Annotated in this window: 24 protein-coding genes and 1 pseudogene; 15 read left to right on the top strand and 10 right to left on the bottom strand. The window is 34.2% G+C overall.

What is annotated here, in order from left to right:
* Positions 1–11: 11 nt before the first annotated feature.
* Entirely contained in the window at positions 12–683 is a 672-nt protein-coding gene (locus BLS98_RS15780) for a porin family protein (RefSeq protein ID WP_089737481.1), read from the top strand.
* A 386-nt stretch (positions 684–1,069) separates the two neighbouring features.
* Here BLS98_RS15780 and BLS98_RS15775 read toward each other — a convergent pair whose 3' ends face one another.
* The 3 genes from BLS98_RS15775 to BLS98_RS15765 form a co-directional block, all read right to left on the bottom strand.
* Positions 1,070–2,380 (bottom strand): ABC transporter permease, encoded by a 1,311-nt coding sequence (locus tag BLS98_RS15775; protein WP_089737480.1) that lies wholly within the window; start codon positions 2,378–2,380, stop codon positions 1,070–1,072.
* Between the two features lie 4 nt (positions 2,381–2,384).
* The gene (locus BLS98_RS15770; RefSeq protein ID WP_089737479.1) at positions 2,385–3,296 is read right to left on the bottom strand and encodes an ABC transporter ATP-binding protein; all 912 of its coding nucleotides are present in this window, start codon (positions 3,294–3,296) and stop codon (positions 2,385–2,387) included.
* Between the two features lie 104 nt (positions 3,297–3,400).
* On the bottom strand, positions 3,401–3,751 hold the full coding sequence (locus tag BLS98_RS15765; RefSeq protein ID WP_089737478.1) for a T9SS type A sorting domain-containing protein: 351 nt from the start codon (positions 3,749–3,751) through the stop codon (positions 3,401–3,403).
* 118 nt (positions 3,752–3,869) lie between these two features.
* Between BLS98_RS15765 and hemB the strand changes: the two genes are divergently transcribed.
* Together hemB and BLS98_RS23395 are read left to right on the top strand one after the other, a co-directional pair.
* Positions 3,870–4,859 (top strand): porphobilinogen synthase, encoded by a 990-nt coding sequence (gene hemB / locus BLS98_RS15760; RefSeq protein ID WP_089737477.1) that lies wholly within the window; start codon positions 3,870–3,872, stop codon positions 4,857–4,859.
* A 139-nt stretch (positions 4,860–4,998) separates the two neighbouring features.
* The gene (locus BLS98_RS23395; RefSeq protein ID WP_167356243.1) at positions 4,999–5,142 is read left to right on the top strand and encodes a bacteriocin-like protein; all 144 of its coding nucleotides are present in this window, start codon (positions 4,999–5,001) and stop codon (positions 5,140–5,142) included.
* Positions 5,143–5,210: 68 nt separating this feature from the next.
* Here the strand turns inward: BLS98_RS23395 and BLS98_RS15755 are convergent, their stop codons facing one another.
* The 3 genes from BLS98_RS15755 to BLS98_RS15750 all read right to left on the bottom strand — a co-directional run bounded on the left by BLS98_RS15755 (position 5,211) and on the right by BLS98_RS15750 (position 6,240).
* Positions 5,211–5,393 carry a hypothetical protein gene (locus tag BLS98_RS15755; RefSeq protein WP_089737476.1) on the bottom strand — a complete coding sequence of 61 codons (183 nt, stop codon included), beginning with the start codon at positions 5,391–5,393 and terminating at the stop codon, positions 5,211–5,213.
* A 307-nt stretch (positions 5,394–5,700) separates the two neighbouring features.
* Positions 5,701–5,877, bottom strand: coding sequence for a bacteriocin (locus tag BLS98_RS23095; protein ID WP_139166140.1), 177 nt, complete (start codon positions 5,875–5,877; stop codon positions 5,701–5,703).
* A 66-nt stretch (positions 5,878–5,943) separates the two neighbouring features.
* Positions 5,944–6,240: a TM2 domain-containing protein gene (locus tag BLS98_RS15750; protein ID WP_089737475.1), complete on the bottom strand. Its 297-nt coding sequence runs from the start codon at positions 6,238–6,240 to the stop codon at positions 5,944–5,946.
* Between the two features lie 150 nt (positions 6,241–6,390).
* Here BLS98_RS15750 and lptB point away from each other — a divergent pair.
* Positions 6,391–7,116: pseudogene (gene lptB / locus BLS98_RS15745) on the top strand (LPS export ABC transporter ATP-binding protein); the annotation flags it as partial.
* 399 nt (positions 7,117–7,515) lie between these two features.
* Here lptB and BLS98_RS15740 read toward each other — a convergent pair.
* Positions 7,516–7,959 carry an RrF2 family transcriptional regulator gene (locus BLS98_RS15740; protein WP_089737473.1) on the bottom strand — a complete coding sequence of 148 codons (444 nt, stop codon included), beginning with the start codon at positions 7,957–7,959 and terminating at the stop codon, positions 7,516–7,518.
* 6 nt (positions 7,960–7,965) lie between these two features.
* A complete protein-coding gene (gene hmpA, locus BLS98_RS15735) occupies positions 7,966–9,165 on the bottom strand; it encodes an NO-inducible flavohemoprotein (protein ID WP_089737472.1) in 1,200 nt (399 codons plus the stop codon).
* Positions 9,166–9,414: 249 nt separating this feature from the next.
* Here hmpA and BLS98_RS15730 point away from each other — a divergent pair, with 249 nt between their 5' ends.
* Both BLS98_RS15730 and BLS98_RS15725 read left to right on the top strand, forming a co-directional pair.
* Positions 9,415–11,142, top strand: coding sequence for an ABC transporter ATP-binding protein (locus tag BLS98_RS15730; RefSeq protein ID WP_089737837.1), 1,728 nt, complete (start codon positions 9,415–9,417; stop codon positions 11,140–11,142).
* Between the two features lie 42 nt (positions 11,143–11,184).
* Complete coding sequence (locus tag BLS98_RS15725) at positions 11,185–12,141, top strand: helix-turn-helix transcriptional regulator (protein ID WP_089737471.1); 957 nt, start codon at positions 11,185–11,187, stop codon at positions 12,139–12,141.
* A gap of 76 nt (positions 12,142–12,217) precedes the next feature.
* Here BLS98_RS15725 and BLS98_RS15720 read toward each other — a convergent pair whose 3' ends face one another.
* Complete coding sequence (locus BLS98_RS15720; protein ID WP_089737470.1) at positions 12,218–12,709, bottom strand: DinB family protein; 492 nt, start codon at positions 12,707–12,709, stop codon at positions 12,218–12,220.
* Between the two features lie 176 nt (positions 12,710–12,885).
* Between BLS98_RS15720 and BLS98_RS15715 the strand changes: the two genes are divergently transcribed.
* The 6 genes from BLS98_RS15715 (at position 12,886) to BLS98_RS15690 (ending at position 20,217) form a co-directional block, all read left to right on the top strand.
* Positions 12,886–13,470: a hypothetical protein gene (locus BLS98_RS15715; protein WP_139166139.1), complete on the top strand. Its 585-nt coding sequence runs from the start codon at positions 12,886–12,888 to the stop codon at positions 13,468–13,470.
* 325 nt (positions 13,471–13,795) lie between these two features.
* On the top strand, positions 13,796–16,216 hold the full coding sequence (locus tag BLS98_RS15710) for a TonB-dependent receptor plug domain-containing protein (RefSeq protein ID WP_089737468.1): 2,421 nt from the start codon (positions 13,796–13,798) through the stop codon (positions 16,214–16,216).
* Between the two features lie 197 nt (positions 16,217–16,413).
* Positions 16,414–16,983 (top strand): cob(I)yrinic acid a,c-diamide adenosyltransferase, encoded by a 570-nt coding sequence (locus BLS98_RS15705; protein ID WP_089737467.1) that lies wholly within the window; start codon positions 16,414–16,416, stop codon positions 16,981–16,983.
* Positions 16,973–17,620: a thiamine diphosphokinase gene (locus BLS98_RS15700; protein ID WP_089737466.1), complete on the top strand. Its 648-nt coding sequence runs from the start codon at positions 16,973–16,975 to the stop codon at positions 17,618–17,620. The genes BLS98_RS15705 and BLS98_RS15700 overlap by 11 nt, the downstream gene beginning before the upstream one ends.
* Before the next feature lie 204 nt (positions 17,621–17,824).
* Entirely contained in the window at positions 17,825–18,700 is an 876-nt protein-coding gene (locus BLS98_RS15695) for a tyrosine-protein phosphatase (protein ID WP_089737465.1), read from the top strand.
* Positions 18,701–18,822: 122 nt separating this feature from the next.
* Positions 18,823–20,217 carry a type III PLP-dependent enzyme domain-containing protein gene (locus tag BLS98_RS15690; RefSeq protein WP_089737464.1) on the top strand — a complete coding sequence of 465 codons (1,395 nt, stop codon included), beginning with the start codon at positions 18,823–18,825 and terminating at the stop codon, positions 20,215–20,217.
* Positions 20,218–20,329: 112 nt separating this feature from the next.
* Here the strand turns inward: BLS98_RS15690 and BLS98_RS15685 are convergent, their stop codons facing one another.
* On the bottom strand, positions 20,330–20,989 hold the full coding sequence (locus BLS98_RS15685) for an HAD family hydrolase (protein ID WP_089737463.1): 660 nt from the start codon (positions 20,987–20,989) through the stop codon (positions 20,330–20,332).
* A 326-nt stretch (positions 20,990–21,315) separates the two neighbouring features.
* Here BLS98_RS15685 and speB point away from each other — a divergent pair, with 326 nt between their 5' ends.
* From speB to BLS98_RS15670, 3 genes are all read left to right on the top strand, one after another.
* Positions 21,316–22,176 carry an agmatinase gene (speB, locus tag BLS98_RS15680; RefSeq protein ID WP_065394861.1) on the top strand — a complete coding sequence of 287 codons (861 nt, stop codon included), beginning with the start codon at positions 21,316–21,318 and terminating at the stop codon, positions 22,174–22,176.
* 69 nt (positions 22,177–22,245) lie between these two features.
* A complete protein-coding gene (locus tag BLS98_RS15675) occupies positions 22,246–23,088 on the top strand; it encodes a bifunctional helix-turn-helix domain-containing protein/methylated-DNA--[protein]-cysteine S-methyltransferase (protein WP_089737462.1) in 843 nt (280 codons plus the stop codon).
* 136 nt (positions 23,089–23,224) lie between these two features.
* On the top strand, positions 23,225–24,610 hold the full coding sequence (locus BLS98_RS15670; protein WP_089737461.1) for a toxin-antitoxin system YwqK family antitoxin: 1,386 nt from the start codon (positions 23,225–23,227) through the stop codon (positions 24,608–24,610).
* Positions 24,611–24,672 lie beyond the last annotated feature (62 nt).

Raw genomic sequence — 24,672 nt, 5'->3', positions numbered from 1 at the left:
ACCAAATAAATATGAAAAAACTTTTATTAACCTCAGCTTTAGCTCTTTCTACGTTATCCTTTGCACAGGTGCAGTGGAAAAACACAAGATTTGGACTTACAGCTGGATTAAACTATTCCAGAGTATCTAATGCCCATAATCCTTCAGGTCCAAGATACACCTTCCAAGGTGGAGCTTTGGCTTTAATTCCCATAGGAAAGGCAAACCAGTTTTATATTCAGCCTGAAGTTTTATACTATGGAGGAGGAGAAACAGGTAAAGATAGTGATGCTAAGAACATGGATGGTTATAATGCAGTATATGCTAATAACTATCTGAGTGTACCTCTTTATTTCAAAGGGTACTTTTCAGAAGCAGAATCTGAATTCTTTGGACTATTGGGACCTAGATTTAACTTTTTACTAAGCCAAAATGTTAAAGATGTTCCCGCAAACAGACCTTATTATGATCCGGATGTTACTGATCCTTCCCAACCTTCAGGGGTCAATGGAAAAGCAAACAGCTTTAACTGGGGAATAGGACTAGGAGTAGGATATAGCTATAAGAGACAACTTGAAGTAGCTTTAAAATATGACTTAGGCCTTGGAGATACTTACCCTGGTCTTAAAAAAGAAACCAAAGGTACAGATAAGAAAAAGTCTGAACAGGTGATAGCTCTTACCTTAAGCTATATATTCAAATAAATAATTTTATTCAGAATATAAATAAGAAATCCCGGAAAGTAATTTCCGGGATTTTTTTTGAATTAAATCCATGAAAGGAATATGTTGGTAACTAATAAGAAAGGTTAGTTAAAACACAGATAAAACTAGATGATGATCCATTCGCTTAAAAAGAATCAATGAAATTGATTCCACCTTTGCTTCCTTAAAAAAGTATACTATAAAGATGCTAAAACTTTGCGTCAAACTTAAATCTCTCTCTTCATTTTCCAAATAAAATTAAAAATAGGTGGATCTTTATTTTTCACCATATACTCTGTAATTCAGAAGACGTGGCTTTATATAAAAAAGAGCAAATTCACAGATCTGCAAATTTGCCCTTTTTAAGTTTTTTTTAGCTTTCTGAACTAGCCTTTAATCCATTTCCAAAGCTCCTTTAAGGTAGCCTTATTTCCATACATCAAAATTCCTACACGATAAATTTTTCCAGCTAGGAATATCATAAAGACCGTGGTCGCCAATAATAGCACAATAGATAAAGCTATCTGCCAAGCCGGAACTCCGAAAGGTATTCTGGCAATCATGGCCACCGGTGAAGTAAATGGAATAATTGATAACCAGAAGCCCATTGGGCCATCAGGATTATTCATTAATGAGAAACTTCCATACATTCCCAGAGTTAATGGTAAGATCGCAAATAAAGTGAACTGCTGAGTTTCTGTTTCATTATCTACTGCAGAACCAATAGCTGCATAAATAGAACTGTAGAAAATATATCCTAACAGGAAGAAAACAATGAATACAAAAATAATCAGTGGGAAATTCAGCTCCAATAAACTGTGGGAAATCTGAGTAGCAAGCTGCGCCATATCCAATTTACTGGTAATTTGCTCACTGGCACCGGGAACATTCTGTTGTAGAGGAGAGAATCCGGTATTTAAAACCAAAGCTCCAATTACAGACATGGTGATCCAGATCAGAAACTGGGTAAGAGCAACCATTGTTACCCCAAGAATTTTACCCATCATCAGTTCAAAAGGTTTTACAGAAGAAATGATAATTTCTACAACACGGTTGTTCTTTTCCTCCAAAACGCTTCGCATTACCCTTACTCCATAGATAATAATAAACATGAAGGTAACGTACATCAAAACCATACTAAGCCCCGATTTAACGCCAAAAGTAAGGTCAGAATCCTCCTTATTATTGTCTGCAACATTAATGGTCTTCAGACTGAAACTTTTATCAAGATCATTCAATTGAGTTTCCTGGATCCCTAATTGTTTGATTTTTTCCTTTTTAACAACATTGGAAATATCGGAAACAATTTTTTGTTTTGTATCAAAACCCATTTTACTATTGATAACCAGCCTTGCTCCCGTTTCTAGCTCTTCATAATTCTGACCTTGTAATTCTGGTAAAATTAAAATTCCATCCAGAGATTCGTTTCCTTTTAAATTATTGATTTTAGAATTTTCATCTGCTGCAGAAACAAATACATAATTCAGTTTATCATTTGATTTCAGCTGATTGGTGAATAAACCACTTTTGTCAACCACTTCAATAACGCTGTGTGATTCATTGGCTTTGAACATTAATCCAATTACTGCCCCAAAAGCAATAATCATAACAGGTGCCAATAAAGTCAATATGATAAAGGATTTTTTCTTAACCTGAGTAAGAAATTCCCTCTTTGTAATTAAAAAAATATTTTTCATAAAATTAAGAATGGTTACTTACAGCGTTAATAAATACCTCGTTCATACTTGGAATTCTCTCATCAAATGATCTTACTTTCCCTACATGTACAAGATCAAGAAGAATATTGTTTTGATCCGTTTCATTTTTAAGGTCAAAAGAAACTAGACTGTTTTCATTGGAAAAGTTGAAAATCTCATATTTATTTCTGAAGATGTCCAATTGTTCATTGTTCACTTCAGAAAGCGTAATTCCAAAAATATTTTTTTTGAATTTTTCCCTTACATCAAAAACTCTTCCGTCAATAATCTTCTTGGAGTTGTTAATCAATGCCACATAGTCACACATTTCCTCTACACTCTCCATTCTGTGAGTCGAAAGAATAATGGTGGTTCCGTTATTCTTAAGATCAATGATCTGATCTTTTATTAAGTTGGCATTTACAGGATCAAAGCCTGAGAAAGGTTCATCAAGGATTAAAAGATGAGGTCTGTGAAGTACGGTTACCACAAACTGAATTTTTTGGGCCATTCCTTTAGATAATTCGGAAAGCTTTTTCTTCCACCATTGGTCGATATTTAGCTTGTCAAACCATTTTTTTGCTTCATTCAGAGCGTCATTTTTACTCATTCCTTTCAGTTCCCCAAAATAAAGAATCTGATCACCCACACTCATATTTTTGTATAGCCCTCTTTCTTCAGGCATATAACCGATATCTTTGATGTGGTTTGGGTTTAGCTTTTGTCCATTGATTAGAATCTCTCCGGAGTCTGCTTGGGTAATTTGGTTAATGATACGGATGAATGAGGTTTTTCCGGCTCCGTTGGGCCCTAAAAGTCCGTAAATACTTCCTTTAGGAACATGGATGCTGAAATCATCCAATGCGACCTTTTTTCCAGTATTATAGGTCTTTTTAATATGTTCAGCTTTTAGCATTAAGTTGTTTTTTACAATTAGTATAAAAAAGTCCTTAAAGTTACGGAAATATTAAACGAGATTGGTATAAAAGAAAAAATCCTGATGATTATCAGGATCTTAATTTATTGTTTCACGATTTGAGTAACTTTTTGCGTATTGTCGCTCAAAATATAACGAATCAGATATTTTCCGGGTTTTAATTTTTCAATATTAATCTCTCCGGAGTTCATATTGACTGTATAGTTGGCAACCTGCATACCCAAAATAGAATAAAAAGTCACACTTTTGATTCTTAAAGAAGAATCTTTTGCCTTAATGATAAGGAAATCCTTTGCAGGATTTGGATAGGCAAGCAAAACACCATCATCAGCTTTCTGATTGATGGAACTCGGCTCTCTAAGCTGAGCTTGTAAATTGTTGGAAAATCCAACAAAAGCGCCTACAAATAGAAATAAAAGTAAAAGTTTTTTCATCAAATTTATAATTTCTCGAATATATATAACAAATATAACAAATTCTACAATTTCATACAATAGTTTTTTGTATAACTTATAGTAAATTTGTAGAAACTTATTCAAAAAGTATTCCAAAATGATACATTCAAGAAATAGAAGACTTAGAGTTAATGAATCTATCAGAAGTTTGGTAAGAGAAAATGTGCTTACAACTGATGATTTTGTAATGCCGATCTTCGTAATGGAGGGCGAAAACATGCAGGAACCGATCCCGTCGATGCCGGGAATTTTTAGGCGAAGCATAGATTTAACAGTAAAAGAATGTAAGGAATTATTTTCTTTAGGCGTAAAAGCTGTCAATTTGTACATGAAGGTGTCTGAAAATCTGAAAGACAATACCGGAAAAGAAGCATGGAACAAAAACGGATTGATGCAGAATACAATCAAAGCGATTAAAGATGCAGTTCCGGGAATGGTGGTGATGCCTGATGTTGCTTTAGATCCTTATTCAATCTACGGACACGACGGAATTATTGAAAACGGAAAAATTTTAAATGATGCTACCAACGAAGCATTGGCAAAAATGTCAGTATCTCATGCAGAAGCAGGGGCAGACCTTGTTGCACCAAGTGATATGATGGATGGCAGAGTTCAGGTGATTCGTGAAGCATTGGAAGAAAGCGGGTTTACAGATGTTGGTATCGTAAGTTATGCTGCAAAATATGCAAGTTCTTTCTATGGACCTTTTAGAAGTGCTTTAGACAGTGCTCCAAAAGAAAATGTTGAAATTCCGAAAGATAAAAAAACGTATCAGATGGATTTTCACAACTCTCGTGAAGCTTTGAATGAAGTATTTAAAGATATTGACGAAGGAGCGGACGTTATTATGATTAAACCGGGGCTTCCTTATCTGGATATCGTTGCTAAAGTACGTGAAGCTATTGATCTTCCGATTGCTGTTTATAACGTAAGTGGAGAATATGCAATGGTAAAAGCGGCAGTTCAGAACGGATGGCTTGATAATGATAAAACTATTATTGAAAATCTTACATGTTTCAAAAGAGCAGGTGCCGATATGATCTTCACTTATTTTGCTAAGGAAGCAGCAATGATTTTAAATAGATAAAAGAATTACCTATACATAAAAAATAGACTGTCAGTAAGGCAGTCTATTTTTTTAACAAGATTATTAAAATATTTTCATAATAATTCTTTATATGGAGAATATTCTTATATTAGAATTCTAAAAATTAAAATAGATAATTATGAAAAATTTAAAAAAGATCGAAAGAAACCAATTGAAAGGAATTAAAGGAGGAGAAGTAATCATTGATGACCCGAATTGCGGTATGCTGTGTAAAGGTATTTGGCATCCATGTACAATCAATCATGTAGCTTGTCCAGATTAATTTGATAAAATATAAGAAAGCTGTCTCAATGAGGCAGCTTTTTTGTTGTATAATGTAATACTATTTTGTTATCCAAAACATGCTTTGTAATGAGGATGTCCTTCATGAATAGGACTTTCTCCGCCTTTATCATCCACACAGACATTGGTAGGGCATAGATACCAGCCGAAGGGACACTTGCCTTGCGAATCAGGAAAACGGATATTTCCGCCATGGATATTCTTTAAATCTTTTTTAGTTAATTTTTTCATGATAATTATTTTTTATTGGTTTGTGAGCCTAAAATAGTAAAAATATGTCACATGGTGTTGATATTTGAAGGGAAATGTGTTTTTTTGATAGATAATTATCAAACTGTTTGTCATCCAAACAAAAGATGGATGGTGTCTTCAAAGAAGTGAAGAGACGGGTAAGAATTCAAGTTTTGAAACATGGATACGGTATCTGTTATCTATGAATTATTAGTCATATGGCTTGCCTTATTAATTCATGATAAAAAATAAGAATGCTGCCTCATTGAGACAGCATTTTATATGACTTATTTGGACATGATTTTATTTATCTTCCCTGACAGAAGGGATCTTCAGGGTGTATAGGATTGTCGGGATGGGCTAAAAGACAAATTTTTGTTGGACACAGATACCATCCAGGAAAACAGTTCCCATTTTTATCAGGATAGGTATAATAATAACCTCCTTTGATTTGTTTTAAATCTTTTTTTGTTAATTTTTTCATGGTGATTATTTTATTAATTAGTCAATCTAAATTAATGAAAATATATCACATGATATTGATATTTAATTATAACCAACCTTTTCTTCCGTAAACATAGGTGTCATCAAACTGTTTATCACTCATAAACAGATATAGAATCCCTTCGATAAAAGGAATGATGGAAGCCGCTCCCAAAGTAACGATGTTGAGAACAATTTGAATAATTCCTTCTTTGGTATATCCAAGATAAAATTTATTTAAAGCCAGCCAGCCTACAAGAATACCCAACAGAGCCGCAGGGAGCTTTTTTTCTGAACGGTAAGGAATATTCGCCTGTTGTTGGTTTCCTGTATTTTCTGTTTTTGTGTAACCGTAATTTTCCATTTCTTAGTATTTGTAATTGATTTTGTATAGTATAAGTAGATTGAAATCATGAAAAGTTACAATGATTTGGAAGTGACAGGTTTAGATTTTTCAGATAAACAAAGTGTATATTGATGTAAAGAGAATTTATATTTTTGATATATTTGCCTTATGATTTTACGCGGAGAAAACTTAATCAAAGAATACGGTCCTAAAAAAGTTGTAAAAGGCGTTTCTGTACAGGTTCAGCAGGGAGAAATTGTTGGTTTGCTTGGTCCTAATGGAGCAGGAAAAACTACATCGTTTTATATGATCGTAGGGTTGGTTAAGCCTACTTCAGGAAAAATTTTCCTGGATAAGCAGGAGATTACTACAGATGCTATGTACCGAAGAGCCCAAAAAGGAATCGGATACCTGGCACAGGAAGCTTCGGTTTTCAGAAAACTGTCTGTAGAGGAAAACATCATGGGAGTATTGCAGTTGACAAAACTTTCCAAACGTGAACAGCAAATCAAATGTGATGAACTGATTGAAGAGTTTTCTTTACAGCATGTTCGTAAAAACAGAGGAGATCTTCTTTCCGGAGGAGAAAGACGTAGAACGGAGATTGCCCGTTGTTTGGCTACAAGCCCAAACTTTATCCTTCTGGATGAGCCTTTCGCTGGAGTAGACCCTATTGCGGTAGAGGATATTCAAAAGATTGTAAGAAGTCTTGTAGATAAAAATATCGGAATTTTGATTACCGACCACAATGTACAGCAAACGCTTGCTATTACCAACAAAACGTATATTATGTTTGAAGGAAAGATCCTTAAAGAAGGTCTTCCGGAAGACTTAGCCAATGATCCACAGGTAAGAGAAGCTTATCTTGGAGAAAACTTTGTATACCAAAGCATCTTAGATAAACCGAAGAAGAAAAAATACGCTTACAACATCTGGGCAGGGAATTTTGATTCAAAAGCTCACCTACAGGGATTCGTGGATGAAAACTTCAAAGAGTATGATAATCTGAGGCTGATGTATGGTTTTGAAGATGTCAGTTTTGCTTCATTAGGTAACTCAGAGATTGAGCATATCTTTAGTGAAGTAGTGGATAAAAATGCCAACAATTCATTTGTGTTTCAGAAAAAAGAAATCAATTCTCAATATTCCTTGGAACAGGCAGAAGCTGAATCTAAAAAAGTAAGCCAGCCGGAGCTTCATTATCTTACGACGTATATGTATGAAGGGTAGGTGATTTCAATGAGTAGAGATAAGGCTAATTTCAGTTGCAGTAGAACTTCTTTGTAAAAATGATCATGAATCAATTTTTTGAGAATTGAATATGATTTCCCAATTATTAAAAGCAAGATCAGATAAATAATGTTGATTCATACTGGTGATGAAAGCCTGGTAAGCAACATCTAGAAAAGATTTTAATTTACAATTGTATGAAATAAATACACAAGGTTTCGAAGTACAATTGATAATTGGAGTATCATCTTGTTCTAATAGATCTATAAGACTGCCCAGTCCTGTTTTATTGGCCTTTTCAGAGATAGTTATTCCTCCACTTTTTCCTCTTTTGGTAATGACTAGACTGTTTTGAGCGAGAAACTGAACCACCTTAATAAGATGATTACGGGATATGTTCATTTTCTCTGATAATTCATCTAAAGAACAAGAGCTTCTTATCTTATTATTTTGATTCAGATATATTAAAACCCGCAAACTATAATCTGTAAAGTGGTTCAGTTTCATTGATGATTAATTTAAATGAAGTAATTGAGGACCGAATTCTTCATAAAGGATATTTTCTTTGCCAATACCAAGTTCTATTAAAGAATTATATTGTGCTTTTATAAAAGCTTCGGGCCCACAAATATAATACTTTGCTTTATCAATCAGAATTTCCTCTTTCATTTTATGTAAGTCAATTCTCCCTTTTTTTATCGTTTCAGAGTCTCGATCAACTGTTTCATAAAAAATATGAGTTGTTAACCATGAATTGTTTCTGTTAAGATCTTCTATATGATCACTGAATGCATGTACTTTTTCGTCTCTACAGCTATGAAGCCAGATGATAGTATTGTTCTGCAACGTTTTCTTTTGAGTTTCCAGCATACTTAATAATGGAGTAGCACCTATTCCACCACTAATTAATACTAATGGATCTTCTGAATTAGGGTCTGCATAGAAAATGCCTGCAGGAGCACTTACCCATATCTCATCACCTATATTTTTCTGATGAAGCGTGTTGGATACCATACCATCTGGTAAATCTTTATTTTTTTCTTTTTTTACGGAAATTCTATAATGATCAGGGGAAAATGCTGATGATAAACTATACTGTCTTGGCTGCTCATGCCCCAATGAAGGAATAAAAGTTTTTATGGAAATAAATTGGCCAGGAAGATAGTTTGCTATTGCTTTCTCATCTTTTGGCTTTAGATAGAAAGATTTTATTTCTGTACTTTCTTCAACGATTTCTGCAATGATGAATTCTCTCCAGCCTTTCCAGCCTCCATTTTTGCTCAATGTCGATTGATAGATCTCATCTTCTATGGAGATCATCACTTGGGCTAGTTCATTATAGGCTTCTATCCACGCTTCAATGAGCTCAGGACTCGCAGCTTCCCCCAATACTTCCTTTATAGATGAGATCAAATGTAAGCCCACAATATCATATTGCTCTGGAGTGATATTTAGACTTACATGTTTATTTCCTATAGATTTTAATGCATTTATAAGAACTTCTGGGTTTTCAATATTTTCAGCATAGGCAAGGACAGCTCCAGCTAATGCATTTTGCTGTTTGCCGCTAGCCTGATTTCCCATATTGAAGATATTTTTTAATTCAGGATTATGCTTAAACATTCTGGTATAAAAATGTTTTGTCAGATCTGTTCCATTGCTTTTTAAAACTGGAACTGTTGCTTTTACGAGTTCTTTTTGCTTAGTATTCATCTGATATTTTTTTTAATGTTGAAGCAAATGTACAAAAAATATTTAATTGTTGTATTTAAAATACAACAATTAAATATTTCGATCAATAACTAATAAGAAATAGGTTTGATCTGTTTTTTATAGGTTGTTTTTGAAAAAAGGGCTAATTTTACTTAACATCATTTCCTTATGGCAAAACCATTCAACAGAACAGTTACTTTATTCGGAATTTACAAGCAGCTTGTTCCATTCATCAGACCTTACCGACTCATGATCTACGGGACATTGTTTCTTACTTTTCTTGGAGCTCTGGCAGCACAGGTAAACCCTATTGTTCTTAAATATACAGTAGATGAGGTGACCAAATTGACCCATCTTCCAGATCCGATGACGGCAGGAATTCACATCCTGATCATCATCTCCATTATTTTACTGGGAAAAGAATTATTGAATATTTTCATCAACTTCGGACAGAAATTTTATGGAGAAAAAATAAGGATCAATGTCAGTTCTGTTTTGGCACAATCCGCAATCGACAAAATTTTAACCTATCGTGTAGCTTACTTTAATGATGAAAATCATGAATCAGGAAAATTACAGATCAGGATAGATCGTGGAATTGAAAGTTTAACAAAACTTGTACAGAATTTCTTCATTGATATTCTTCCGCTTTTTTCCAACGCAATCATTGCGCTCATCATTATGTACATGCAGAATGTGTATGTGGGAGCAGTTTCAACGATCATTGTTCCAATCTATTTTTACATAAGCTCATTACAGGCTAAAAAACTGAGCGGAGTACGTCGACAGCTCAGAAATCAGAGAGAAAAGAAAACTTCCGGCCTTTTGAATCTGGTAAACTCCATTATGGTGATTAAAAGTTTTGTCCGTGAAAAATTTGAAGGCAAAAAACAATATGACCTCCAGATGCAGCTGATGGAAAGCCAGATGTTCACAAGAAGAACCAATTTTATTTATGACGGATTAAAAACCTTCATTGAGCAATTCGGGGTGGTTCTAATCATTCTTCTAACAGTTTATCTGGTATTGGATCAGCAGATGACTATTGGAGCTATTATGCTTCATATTATGCTGTTCAACAATGTATCGGCACCCATCCGTCAATTGCACAGGATTTATGATGATATGAATGATGCAATGATTTATGCAGAAGGTTATTTTGATATTCTTAATGCCGATAATGAAACAGAACCGAACGGAGATTTTGTAGAGAAAAAAATTAAAGGAACTTTTGAACTTAAAAATGTAAACTTTTCTTATCCTAACGGAGCGCATGCTTTACATGATGTTTCCATGAAAATTGAAAACGGGAAAACAACCGCATTGGTAGGATTAAGCGGAGCTGGAAAATCAACAATCATTAATCTTCTATGTAAATTTTATCTGCCGGATTCTGGAGAAATTCTGTTGGATGAAGTTAATTTAAATAAATATGATAACACATTTCTGAGAAGTGATCTGGGGCTTGTTCTTCAGAAAAACCATATTTTCCAGGGAAGCATTGAAGACAACATCCGTTATGGTGATATGAATGCCAATTTTGAAGAAATTCAGGCTGCAGCAAGAAAAGCATATCTTCACGATCAGATTATGGATCTTCCTACCGGCTATCAGCATGATGCAACTCAGCTTTCAGGAGGACAGCAACAAAGAATTGCGATTGCAAGACTGTTTCTGAAAAATCCACCGATTATATTTCTGGATGAACCTACGGCAAGTCTTGATGCTATTGCCACAGAACAGATTAAAAATTCACTGGATGCCATTAAAGAGGGGAGAACTGTTGTCATTATTTCCCATTCATTATCTCAAATCCTTGATTCGGATACAATTTATGTGATGAAAAAAGGTAGAGTAGTAGAGAATGGAACTCATGATGAACTTTATAACAAAGAAGGCACTTATCGTGAAATCTTTGATGCTTCAGCACGAAGCCTAAATCTCGATAAACTGGTGAATACTCTTAAAGAAAATTAATAATTTTGTTGACTTACTTTTTCAGTCAACAACTCTCAATTCATGAACGACCATTATCTAAAAAAACTCGACCGCGTAACAGCTATTCTTACCCAATTGCAGTCTAAACCTGTAGTAAGGGCGCAAGATCTGGCTGAAAAATTCGATGTCAGTGTAAGAACTATTTATCGGGATGTAAAAACGCTTGAGAATGCAGGAATTCCAATCGTTGGAGAAGCAGGAACAGGCTACTCTCTGATGGATGGGTACAAACTTCCACCGGTGATGTTTACTAAAGAAGAGGTCTTGAGTTTTATTACTGCCGAAAAGCTGATGCAGAAGTTTTCTCATCAGAGTTTGGGAAGTCACTATCAGACCGCCATGGAAAAGGTACGTTCTGTGTTGAGACATTCAGATAAAAACCTGATTCAGAATATTGAAAAACAGATTGATGTTTTTAATTTTCATACCCAACAGAAAGAGGGAAATTCTCTAAAGAATGTAATTCCTATTATTCTGGAAAGTATTGCAGAGAAAACACAGCTGAATATTGAATATCAAACGGTAGATTCAAAAGTAACCAACAGAACCATTGAAGCGGTAGGGATTTTCTTTGAGTTTAATTTCTGGTATATCATGGCCTACTGTACGCTGAGGAAAGATTTTAGACAGTTTAGGGTAGACAGAATTCTACAAATTTCTAAAACACAAACTCCTTTTTTACAGGAATACGGTCAGATTAACGATTACAGAAAGTCACACGGAAATAAAGTCAAAGCCAAACTTTTGGTAGATAAAAAAATAATGGCTCATCTCGTCAATTCCAAAAAATACTACGGTTTGGTTGAAGAAGTAGAAACCGATCAGGGAATGGAACTTACTTTTGAAACAGAATGGATCAATGACGGATTCCCAAGATGGGTTATCACTTTTGCAGATTATGCTACGATTCTTGAACCGGAAAGTCTTCGTATAAGAATGAATGAAATTCTTGTCAAAATGATGGACAGACATCAATAAAAACCCCAGCAGAGAACTGCTGAGGTGGATTGACTTTTATTGGTAATAGATGAAATGGTTTATTAAACTGTTTTTATTAGAATCTCTCCCAGAAGAAAGGCGGTTCAATACCTAAAGCTCTTAAATAAACGTATCCTTGTGCACGGTGGTGAATTTCATTATCTATGAAATAAAGGATATTCTCATATACCGGAAACTCATATTGTCCGAATAAGTTAAAAGTCTCTTGAAAACGCTCTTCAGTAATTTGTCTGAAATAATGATTGATGACCCCAGTTTCTTCATCCCATTTTTTTAGGATTTCCTCTTTAGTCTTTGGATTAATTCCCTCCTCGCTGTATGCTTCCATATTGTTTTCAATGATTCCTTTTAGGGCAACTCCACCAATATTGAGAAGTTCCGTTGCCATTTTAGAGAAAGGCCTCATTCCACCAATTGAAAATTCAAATAATTCTTTTTCAGGAAAAGCATCAACTACTCTTCTTGTCAGGTTTCTGTGCCCTTGCCAGTCCTTTAATAATTGCTCAGTAGTCATGAATTGCTTGGTTGCAGTTGCTGTAGTTGTCATAATGTATCGTTTTTGTTTGTTATTGTTGATACAAAGGTAAGAGCAGGTGATGACAACAGTTTGTCAGTAGGATTTTTGCTGCTGAAAAAATATTTTATTTCTTTGCTAAAATATTGAAGACTACTTTTCCGTTTAAGAGAAGTATATTAATAAAAAGAAAATGATTATTTAGAATTATGAAGAAGTATATTTTGCCTGTTATGGCCACTTTTTTATTAGTATCATGTAATAAAATTGAAGAAAAAATAGACCAGACATTTCAGGAAACTACAGAAAAGGTACAGCAGAAAGCTCAGCAAGCGGTAGAAGAAACTGTTAAAAAAACAGTTAATGAATCTATTAATTCATTAACCAATTCTGAGGATGTAAAATTCAATACCGTTTTTCCTAATGCTGGATCTGATATGATTTCAGAAGAGAAAGGGAAAAAAATAAAACTTCCCACCGGTACCGAAGCATATATCTTTAAATATAAAGCAGACATCGCAGTAGTGCTTCCTTTTTTAGAAAAGCAGACGACCACTAATGAAGGAAAGTCAGATAAAACAGCAAGAAAAATTGATGGACAAAGCATTATTAGTAAGATAAGCCTTCTTGCAAAGTTTCTTCCGGATAATACCTTTGATACTAGCTTTCTAGAAGATATTAAAACGGATAAAAGTATTCAATATTATAAGCTGAAGAGATTTCCCAACAGTAGTACAATGATCTACAATCCAAAAAATCAGACCATCATACAATACGTAGAGGTAAATAAATAATTTGTATTGGCCGGCTTTTGCCGGCCATTTTTTATGGTCATTGCTATAGGTAAAGCAATTTCAATCTATTGAAATTACTCATCAGAAAAAATAAAATCATTATTTTTCGTAATTTAAGTTAATTATTTTTCGTGTTGAATAGTAAGTTATTGCTATGTTTCTTTTTTAGATTATAAATAAGCAATTTTATACTCTTTTAATTAGTTTTTATTTTTGTAAATCAATAACGTTTTGTCGAGTTGGTGGTAAAATTTATATCATATATTTGATTTTCATGTTTTGTGTTTAATTTTTTTCTAAATTTATTTAATTATTAATACTTGACATGAAAAAGAAAATCTTTAAAAAAAAAATCTATGCATTAGTGCTTAGCGGAGCTGGTACTATGGCATATGCTCAGGAAACTGTAAAAGAAAACAATATAGATGAAGTTGTGGTTACTACGGGGAGAACTAAACCCAGAACCATAATTACCTCTGCAATTCCTATTGATAATATTTCAGCTGTACAGTTAAAATCTACAGGGCAGATTACTTTTGATAAAGCTTTGACATATGCTGTGCCTTCTTTTAATTCATCACAGCAAACTGTTTCTGATGCAACGGCTCATTTTGATCCTGCAGATTTAAGAGGGTTAGGGCCTTCCAGAACATTAGTGTTGGTTAATGGGAAAAGAAAAAATCAAAGTGCTTTAATTTATGTAAATGATACACCGGGAAAAGGTGAGGTAGGGACGGATCTGAAAAGTATTCCATCTGCTGCCTTACAGAATGTAGAGGTATTGAGAGATGGTGCATCTGCACAATACGGTTCTGATGCTATTGCAGGAGTAATTAATATTATTCTTAAGAACAGCGTTGGAAAAAGTACAGTCAATCTTTTTTCAGGGATTACTTCAAAAGGAGACGGCTTTAATATCGGAGCAGATTTTAATACAGGAATCCGAGTTGCAAAAAATGGAAGTTTGAACCTTACATTGGGGTATTCTTCCCAAAATAAAACAAACCGTGCAGGATCTACTACAAAAGATGCGCTTTTTGGAGTAGAGAATGCCTGGACGCAAGCTAATCCTGGCTTAGGAATGACTATAGGGCAACCGGAAACAAAAGTTGCCAATATGTTTGTGAATTTTGAATTACCAACAGGTGAAACAGGCAAATTTTATGCTTTTGGAGGAACAACTTATAGGAATGGAACTAGTTATGGTTTGTATAGAACACCCTATTGGGTAACTTCAGATTTTGGTTTGTTAACTCCAAAAGGACAGTCTTATAATGGATTTCAACCAGAATTCAAAACAGATGTTTATGATTATAATTTAACCTCCGGATGGAAAGGTATGTTTGGAAAATGGAGTTTTGATGGGAGTGCAACCTTTGGCTCTAATGCAGTAGATTATGTTGTAGGAAATACTATTAATACATCTTTGGGTGCAAAGTCACCCACCCGTTTTAAAGCAGGTGGTCATCAGTTTAGTAATATTATAGGAAACATTGATATCAACCGGAATTTTGGTACGTTTGTTTTAGGAGGTGGTGTTGAAGTACGCAATGAAAACTATCAGGCAAAGGCAGGAGAGGAAGCATCCTATATAGGAACTGGTGCAGAATCATTTCCGGGACTGCAGCCTCAAAATGAAGTCAATAAAAATCGTCAGAATATCGGAGCTTATGTGAATGCTGAATGGGATATTACAAAAAACTTGTTACTTGGAGGAACTGTGAGGTATGAAAAATTCAGTGATTTTGGAAATAATGTTTCCTGGAAAGGAAATGCAAGATATAAGTTGTTAGATGATAAATTAGTTTTCCGTGGATCTGTTTCTACAGGATTTCGCGCGCCTTCATTACACCAGATTTATTATTCTAATGTTCAAACCAAAATTACAGGGAATACTGTAGCTAATCAGGGTACTTTTAATAATGACTCTCAAATTGTAAGATCTGATCTTGGAGTACCAAAATTAAATGCTGAAAAAGCTTTTAATATTACTGCGGGATTTGCCGTGAAACCTTTTAAAAATCTGACTATTACAGCAGATTATTATAGAATAAAAATTAAAGACCGAGTACTTTTCTCAGGAGATATTGGTTATAAAACCGGTGCTCCGGGTAGTCCTGATACAACAAACCCTGTGGAAGTAATATTAGACAATAATAAAATAACTTCCTTGAAGTTTTTCACCAATGCTGTAAATACAGTTACTCAAGGAGTAGATTTTGTAGCTAATTATTATACTTCCGCTATTGGTAAAGGAAGATTGGGAATTATTGCTGCTTTCAATTATAACGAAACTAAAATAGTAGATAATATTGCAGTTCCTCGTATTTTGGCTGGAAATGGCTACTCAGAAAACTTTTTTGATAGAAAAGAACAATCCAGAATTACCTCTGCAAGGCCAAAAACAAAAACTATTCTTAGTCTTTCGTATGATATTTCAAAGTTTAACTTTAATCTTAATAATACTTACTTTGGTTCTGTTACTTGGCAGCATGCTACTGATCCTGCCAAAGATCAGACATTTTCTGGTAAGGTAGTTACAGATATAGTTTTAACATATAAAATCACGAATGACCTTAAAGTTTCCGGAGTCGTAAATAATTTATTTAATATTTATCCAGATATAATAGACAGCAAAGGAGATGTAGTAACAGATCTTGGAGGAAGATTCAAATATCCTTGGGAGGTCAATCAGTTTGGATTTAACGGAACAATTTTTCAGCTCAATGTTAATTATACTTTTTAATCTATAAATAAAGGAATTAACATTCGCTTTGTTATGCTTAACAAAGAGTAAACCATATCGAAAGGTACAAAACCCACCTATGCAAATATTAACTGACATTAATTTCTAATGTCAGTTAATCATTTTTTTCAGATAGAATAGGGATTTATTACTACATTTTACTTTTCACATTGTACAAAAAAAGGTATTTTAGTAGTATGAAAATTTATACAAAAACAGGAGATAAAGGCCAAACGGCACTATACGGCGGAACAAGAGTTTCCAAAGCCAGTGCAAGAGTGGACAGCTATGGAAATATAGACGAGTTGAATTCTTTCATCGGAATTGCAAAAAGCCATATTGAAGATGAAGAAGTTCTTAGACAATTGAAAAAAATTCAATTTGATTTATTTACAGTAGGTTCTGAAGCAGCAACACCAGTGGATAAACTGATGCTGGCAAATGGGAAATCACGTCTTCCGATCATTATTTCAGAAACAGAAATTGAAGAACTGGAGCAATGGATGGACTCTTTTGAAGAAAAACTGGAACCCCTTCAGTACTTTATTCTTCCCGGAGGTGGAAAACCTGCAACATTCTTACATGCAGCAAGAACCATCTGCAGAAGAGCAGAGCGTTCATTGGTATTCTTAAATGAGGCTGAAGAAGTACGTCCTGAACTTATTAAATATTTAAACAGATTATCAGATTATCTTTTCGTATTGGCAAGATACATCTCAAAATTGAACAACGAACCGGAAGAATACTGGAACCCGAATGAGAGATAAAGTATTACTTTTCATCAACGGAGATGCTCCGAAATCTTTACCCAATCCTGAAAGTTATGATTTGATAGCCTGTACAGACGGCGCTTTTCACTATCTTAAAAGAATGGGCTTTGCTCTGGACAAACTAGACTTTATTTCGGGTGATTTTGATTCCCATTCCGGATCGGATGAAGACATGTATCAGGATAAATTTATCCTTACTTTAGATCAGGATAAAACAGATTTTCATAAGGCGTTGGAAATTATTTTGGAAAAAGGATTTTCAGTAGTTGATGTTTTTGGTGGAAGTGGAGGAGAACAGGACCACTTTCTTGGAAATCTTACCGTTGCCTATGCTTTCAAAGATCGCATGAAAATTAAATTCTATGATGAGTTTTCAGAATATTATTTTATTCCAAACGATTTTACATTGAAAGGAGTAAAGAATAAAATGATTTCCCTTTATCCTTTTCCATCAGTGAATAATATTACAACCAAAGGACTCAATTGGCCTTTAACAAACGGAAGTTTAAGTATCACTTCAAGGATAGGAACCCGTAATTTCGCGATTGAAGATGAAGTTTCGGTAGAATATGAATCTGGAGATGTGTTATTTTTTGTCGGGATAAACGAAATAGAATATCCAAGCATATACTAACAATATATAAGGGGTATCCCAAAAAAATACAATGTGATTTTTGCAGAATCACTATCAATAGAAACGGGCTAAAGCCCGTTTAATAAAAATAAAATAAAGTCCATTGGCTTTAGCCAAAACTTAAAATAAATCTTAAACTACAAAAGGTACAAAAGCTTAAATATTCAAAAACTTTCGTACCTTTTGTGGTAAACCAAAAAACTATTGAATACATTAATCAAAATACCGGTTATTACCCTTTCATTATGCTGTATATTCTCATGCAAAACACAGCATTTTGAAACCCCGGAATACGGTAAAAATGAAACGGAAAAAGCTCTTACAATCAAAAAGGTTCATAATTTCCGGGCAGTAGGCAATATTAAAAATACCGAAGGAAGAGCTTTAAAAGAAGGAATGTTCTACAGAAGTGCCAATCTTCATAAGCTTAAAAAGAAATCTTTTGCTCAGATCGAACAATTAGGGATCACAGAAATTATAGATTTAAGAAATTCAAAAGAAATTTCTCAGAGTCCGGATCAGCTTCCGGATAGGATCGCGTATAAGAAATATTCCGCTTTTGAAGACGAAGGCGATCAGTTGTCACAGGCAAGAAAACTTGTTCTGAAAGGAAAAGTAAATGCTTCCGATGCAGACAAAAGAATGATTGATTTCTACCGTGAATACGTTACGGAAAATCCAGAGATCATAAAAACCATCATTACGGAGATTATGGAATCGGAGAAACCGATTCTTTACCACTGTACTGCGGGAAAAGACAGAACAGGAATTGTTACAGCTTTAATCCTGACGATATTGAAGTTTGACAAAGAAACGATCTATAATGAGTACCTGTTATCTAATAACTTCAGAAAACCTTTGGTAGAGAAAAGGTTACGGTTAGCCAATAACTTGCATTTTCTTTATCCGAAGATGGATTTACAGGTTCTCGAAAAATTAAGTTGGGTAGAAAAAAGATACCTTGATGCAGCTTTTGAAGAGATCAATAAAAAATATGGCTCTACAGATGCTTATATTCAGCAGGTATTGGGCATTTCTGAGGCTAAAAGAATCCAATATATTCAAAAGTTTACCCACTGATTATCAAGCCTAAATTCCCACAAAAGAGAATATTGAGGGATTATTTAAAATTATAATAATTTTAACATCCAAAAATCAAACTTTTTTAGCAATTTTGCATTTCTTAATTCACTTGTTTAGAAATGAAAATAAAGTACTCGGAACTTATTGATCAGACATTATATTTTCCTACGGAGGAATTTAATGTTTCTGAGAACAATTTGTTGTTTCACGATGTTCCATTGATGGACGTTGTTGAGCAATTTGGCACTCCGCTAAAGATTAGCTATTTGCCGAGAATTTCTCAAAATATTCAAAAAGCCAAAAGCTGGTTTAAAGAAGCTTTTGAAAAAATTGAATATAAAAAGAATTACACCTACTGTTATTGTACAAAATCCAGTCATTTCAATTTCGTATTGGAAGAGGCCTTGAAGAATGACATTTCAATAGAAACGTCTTCTGCCTATGATATGGATATTGTAAAATCTCTTTATGAAAAAGAGAAAGTAGATAAAAACATTGAAGTAATCTGTAATGGATTCAAAACTGATGATTATCTGACAAAGATCTCAGATATGATTAACAGTGGTTTTGAAAACATTACTCCGATTCTGGATAATTACCGTGAATTGGATAAACTTACAGAAAGTATAGATTCTACCTTCAATATCGGAATCAGAATTGCTTCTGAAGAAGAGCCGAAGTTCGAATTTTATACCTCAAGATTAGGAATCGGATATAAAGATATCATTCCATATTACAGTCAAAAGATCGCCGAACACCCGAATGCAAGATTGAAAATGCTTCACTTTTTCATCAATACGGGGATTAAGGATACATCTTACTACTGGAACGAGTTATACAAATGTCTTCGTGTATATGCACGTTTGAAGAAAATTGCTCCTGAAGTAGACTCATTGAATATTGGTGGTGGATTCCCAATCAAAACTTCGTTGAACTTTGATTACGATTACCAGTATATGGTAGAAGAAATCGTTTCTCAGATCAAAAAATTCTGTGAAGAAGAAGGAGTAGAAGAACCAAACATCTATACTGAATTCGGAAGTTTTACCGTTGGGGAAAGTGGGGCTAACCTTTATAAAATCATCTCTCAGAAACGTCAGAACGACAGAGAGAAGTGGAATATGATTGACTCTTCTTTCATGACCACTCTTCCTGATACATGGGCGATTTCAAGACACTTCATCATGCTTCCGCTGAACCGTTGGGAAGATACTTATGAAAGAGTATTCCTTGGTGGGTTAACATGTGATTCAGACGATTATTATAACTCTGAGCAGCATACAAATGCTATTTATCTACCAGTTTTCAGTGATACCAAGCCTTTGTATATTGGATTCTTCCATACAGGAGCTTATCAGGAAACTATTGGTGGTTACGGTGGAGTACACCACTGTCTGATGCCTCAGCCAAGACACGTTCTGATTCAGAAAGATGAAAACGGTGAGTTACAGTATGAAATTTTCCGTGAAAAACAGGAACCGGAAGATGTATTGAGACTTCTTGGATATAAATAATTTTGTTATCAATAGGAACGGGCTTTAGCCCGTTCAATAAAAAATATAATCCATTGGCTTTAGCCAAAACTTACACAAAATAAAAGCTCTCAGATTCTGAGAGCTTTTTTATTTAAAAATATTTTGAAATTTTATCCAGTTCAAGTTCTTCATAATCAGAAACCACGGTGTCTGCCAGTGTATAATCTTGATTTTTCGAATGCGGACTTCTGTAGGCAGCACAGAATATTTTAGCTCTGTGAGCAGCCAAGATCCCATTCGTAGAATCTTCAATTACCATACAGTTTTCAACAGGCTCACCAGCAATTTCAGCAGCCAGAAGGAAAACTTCAGGATGAGGTTTAGATTCTTTTAAATCGGCACCACTGATTTTTCCACTGAAATATTTTTCCAATCCGAATTTATCAAACACCATATTGATGGTTGTCATGGTGGCAGAAGAAGCTAAAATAAGCTTGATATCATTTTCATGGTAATGCTGAATAAGGCTTCTTACTCCAGGAATTAGATCAAACTCATCATCATTATAAAAATAATCTTTAAAATGGGACCTTTTGATGCCAGCAATGGATTCGTAAGTCTGATCTAAATTAAATTCCTTGATCAGAGTTTCTGAAACCCTTTTGGTGGACGCACCAGTGAAAGAAGTGTATAAATCTTCGGAAACTGCAATTTCCAATTCATCAAACGTTTTGAAATAGGCTTTTCTATGTAATGGTTCGGTGTCTACAATGACCCCATCCATATCGAAAAGTACAGCTTTTAAAGACATATTTTAAGTTTTTTACAAAAATAGGAAATTGAGTTGAAAGGGGAAAGTTCAATAAGACGGGAAGCTAGAAGAGGGAAGCTGGAGGTTATTGCAGAATAAGTTTTACTGTCACTATGATAAATAGATTAAATAGTAATAAAATTGAATTCAAATTATTCTTTTGCGCTTCATGACTTTTGACTTCTTAAGAGATATTAAAATATTTAATTTCAAGTTCGGATTAATGGATAATTATCATTTACAAACTCTCCACACACTTACTCTCCAACTCACAAACTCTTCGTATCTTTGTCACCAATTTCAACATTAAAATTTTTAAATAAAGCATGAAAACATACGCAGGAATTCCAGAGGAAAACGCAACGTTGGAGAATTCGAAAGTAATGTTGGTAACAGTTCCTTACGATGGAACTTCAACATGGGGAAAAGGAGCAGATAAAGGTCCTGAATTATTTCTAGACGCTTCTGAAAACATGGAACTTTATGACATTGAAACACAAACTGAGCCTTATCTTCAGGGTGTGTATTTAGCTGGAGAAGTTTCTGAAAACTCTACTCCTGAAGCAATGACAGAAGCTGTTTATCAGAAAACAAAAGAGCTTTTGAACAATGAAGGAAAAGTATTCACTTTATTCGGTGGTGAGCACTCTGTTTCTATCGGTTCTATCCGTGCAGTAGGAGAGAAGTTTGAAAACCTTACCGTTCTTCAGTTGGATGCTCACACAGATTTACGTCCTGAGTTCCACGGATCTACTTCTAACCATGCTTGTGCAGTGTTTGAAGCTAACCAGAAACATAACTTAGTTCAGGTGGGAATCCGTTCTATGGATGCTGAAGAAGCTCAGTATTTACCGGAAGGAAGAGTATTTTTTGCTCATGAAATTGCTAATAATGAGAACTGGGTGAATGATGTATTGGAAAAAGTTTCAGGAAACGTTTATATTACGATTGACCTTGACGCTTTTGATCCTTCTATTGCTCCATCTACAGGAACTCCTGAACCAGGTGGATTACAATGGTACCCAACATTGGAATTATTAAGAAAAGTATTCGAAAAATGTAACGTAGTGGCATTTGATATTGTAGAATTAATGGATTCTCCAATGGCTAAGCCAACAGCTTTCTTAGCGGCTAAGTTATATTATAAAATGCTTGCTTATAACGATATCTATAACAACAATAACTAATATTCCGCAAGAATCGGATTTTTTCTGCCGTGTATTCTTTGGAAATTTGTGAGATAAAAACAGAGTAAGATGTCCACACAAAGTCAAATAGATTACAACAGAATTGCTAAAGCGATAGAATATATCCAGAGCAATTTCAGGCTTCAGCCAAGTTTGGAGGAAGTGGCAGAGAATATTCACTTAAGTCCGGCCCATTTTCAGAAGATTTTCACAGATTGGGCAGGAACAAGTCCGAAAAAATTTTTACAGTTCATCAGCCTTGAACATGCTAAAAGTTTATTGAAGGAAGAAAAGGCAAGTATTTTTGATACCGCTTATGAAACGGGATTTTCCAGTACCAGCAGATTGCATGATCTGTTTGTAAAAATAGAAGGAATGTCTCCGGCTGAATATAAAAACGGTGGAAAAAGTCTTGTCATCAATTATAGTTTTTCAGAAAGTCCATTTGGAAATATCCTGGTAGCTTCCACAGAAAAAGGAATCTGCTATATGGCTTTTGAAAATGATAAAGAAACAGCATTAGGGAATTTACAGCATAAATTTCCTAATGCTTCTTTTTTTGAAAAACAGGACGCCCTTCAGAAAAATGCGTTGTCCATATTCGATAAAGACTGGACAAAGCTCAACACGATCAAACTTCATTTAAAAGGTACCGATTTTCAGTTAAAAGTCTGGGAAAGTCTATTAACTATTCCTATGGGAAAACTGTCTACTTATGGCAGCCTTGCAGAGAAAATAGGAAACCCTAAAGCTTCACGAGCTGTGGGAACAGCCATAGGAAGTAATCCTGTAGCATTCCTTATCCCTTGCCATCGTGTCATCCAATCTACGGGACATCTTGGCGGCTACCGATGGGGAAGTGATAGAAAACAAATGATTGTGGGCTGGGAAAGTTCACAGCTTTACTCTTAATACCAATATTTAAAATAAACTTCTATTTTTATTGATGCTGCTTTATGTGCTAGAAAAAGCAGCCGGAAAATTTATGTTTTATCTTATCTTTGATCGAAAGTATTATTTATAAAGAAATACTTTTTTAGTAAGAACCATGAATTTTAAAATTGCAAATAGCATAGGCTTGATAGCTCTTGAGTATGATTTTAATGGGTATAGTGAATGTCTGACAATAGGAAAGGAACCGGCTCTTTTTTTATGGGATGATTGTGATGATCCGGGAGATGAAAATATAGTGCTTTTTTCCATAACTGAGGAAAATAAGAATCGTATTAATAAAGCACTTGAAGGAGTTGATTTTAATATAGATTATACAGATAGAGTAGAAGATCTGTTTCAAACTTTGCAACCGCTATTGGGTTTAATGCAAAATGGAAATTATAGATTAAATTTTTCGGAAAATAAAGCATGGTATATTTATAGCAAGGCTGCCGTTTGTGCAGAAGAAAGACTGGATAAAAAAGAGGTGGAAAAAGAGATCAGAAAGTATGATAAGAAATTATCACAAAACCTTATCTATAATTATGAATCTTATGATGCTTACAGAGATACATATTGTTTTAATATATATGAATATCCTTTCATTGCCTGGAAATCCGAGAAAGAAATTGATAAGGAACTTGTAAAATATTATACAGATCTTATTTTATCAGGAGTAAGGCCATTTGCTGTTATTCTGAAGGGAAAATATGGGAAAGATGATTATTTCCACGAATATATTTTGGACGGCCACCATAAGCTTTCTGCTTATAAAAATTTAAAAATAGAACCCCTCTTTGCCATTATTGAGTTTTTTCCGGAAGAAGAGTCAGAAATAAAAATGGATATGGAGCGTATTTCTCAAATGTTATACCCATGGCAGTTCAATCATTACTACGATACATGGAGTGCATATAGAAAACGGAATTATTTACAAAAGAATCCGGATAGCCTGCTCAAAAAGCATTTCAAAAACGGTTTTATTACCTTTCTTTATCCTGATGGGAAAAAAAGAGCAGAAGCATTTTTTATCAATGATGTGATGGATGGTGAATATAAATACTGGTATAATAATGGTGATTTGTGTATTGTGGGGAATTATGCACTGGGTACAAGGATAAATAAGTGGATATATTATTTTTCAACAGTTAAAAATACATTGCCTTATGTAGCAAAAGAAGGTTGTATAGAAAACGAATATATTTATAAAGACGGATATCCACTGGTTCATAAACGATGGGATAAAGAAGGAAAGATTAACTTCATAGAATATTTCAAAAATGAAATAATTAAATTTCCTTTGACTGAAGAGATGATTTTGAAATACTCTGTCGAAGGATATGAAAATATAATAAAGGAAAGAGAAGCAAAAAATAAATCTGAAAAGGAAAAACAAAATATTAAGCTTGCTAAAATAAAGAGAGATGAAAGAGTATATGAATGGTTAAAGCTAATACTCATTGCTGTTATCTTTATTTTTCTTTACTATATTTTTTTATAAATAAACTTATACGAATTATATTAGAGCTGTTATAAGATTGTCCTTTTATAAAAAAAAAAAAT

Origin of the sequence: Chryseobacterium jejuense, assembly GCF_900100075.1 — a bacterium.
GTDB lineage: Bacteria > Bacteroidota > Bacteroidia > Flavobacteriales > Weeksellaceae > Chryseobacterium > Chryseobacterium jejuense.
The sequence above is the reverse complement of the archived record's forward strand: the minus strand, read 5'-3'. Positions and strand labels throughout refer to the sequence as shown.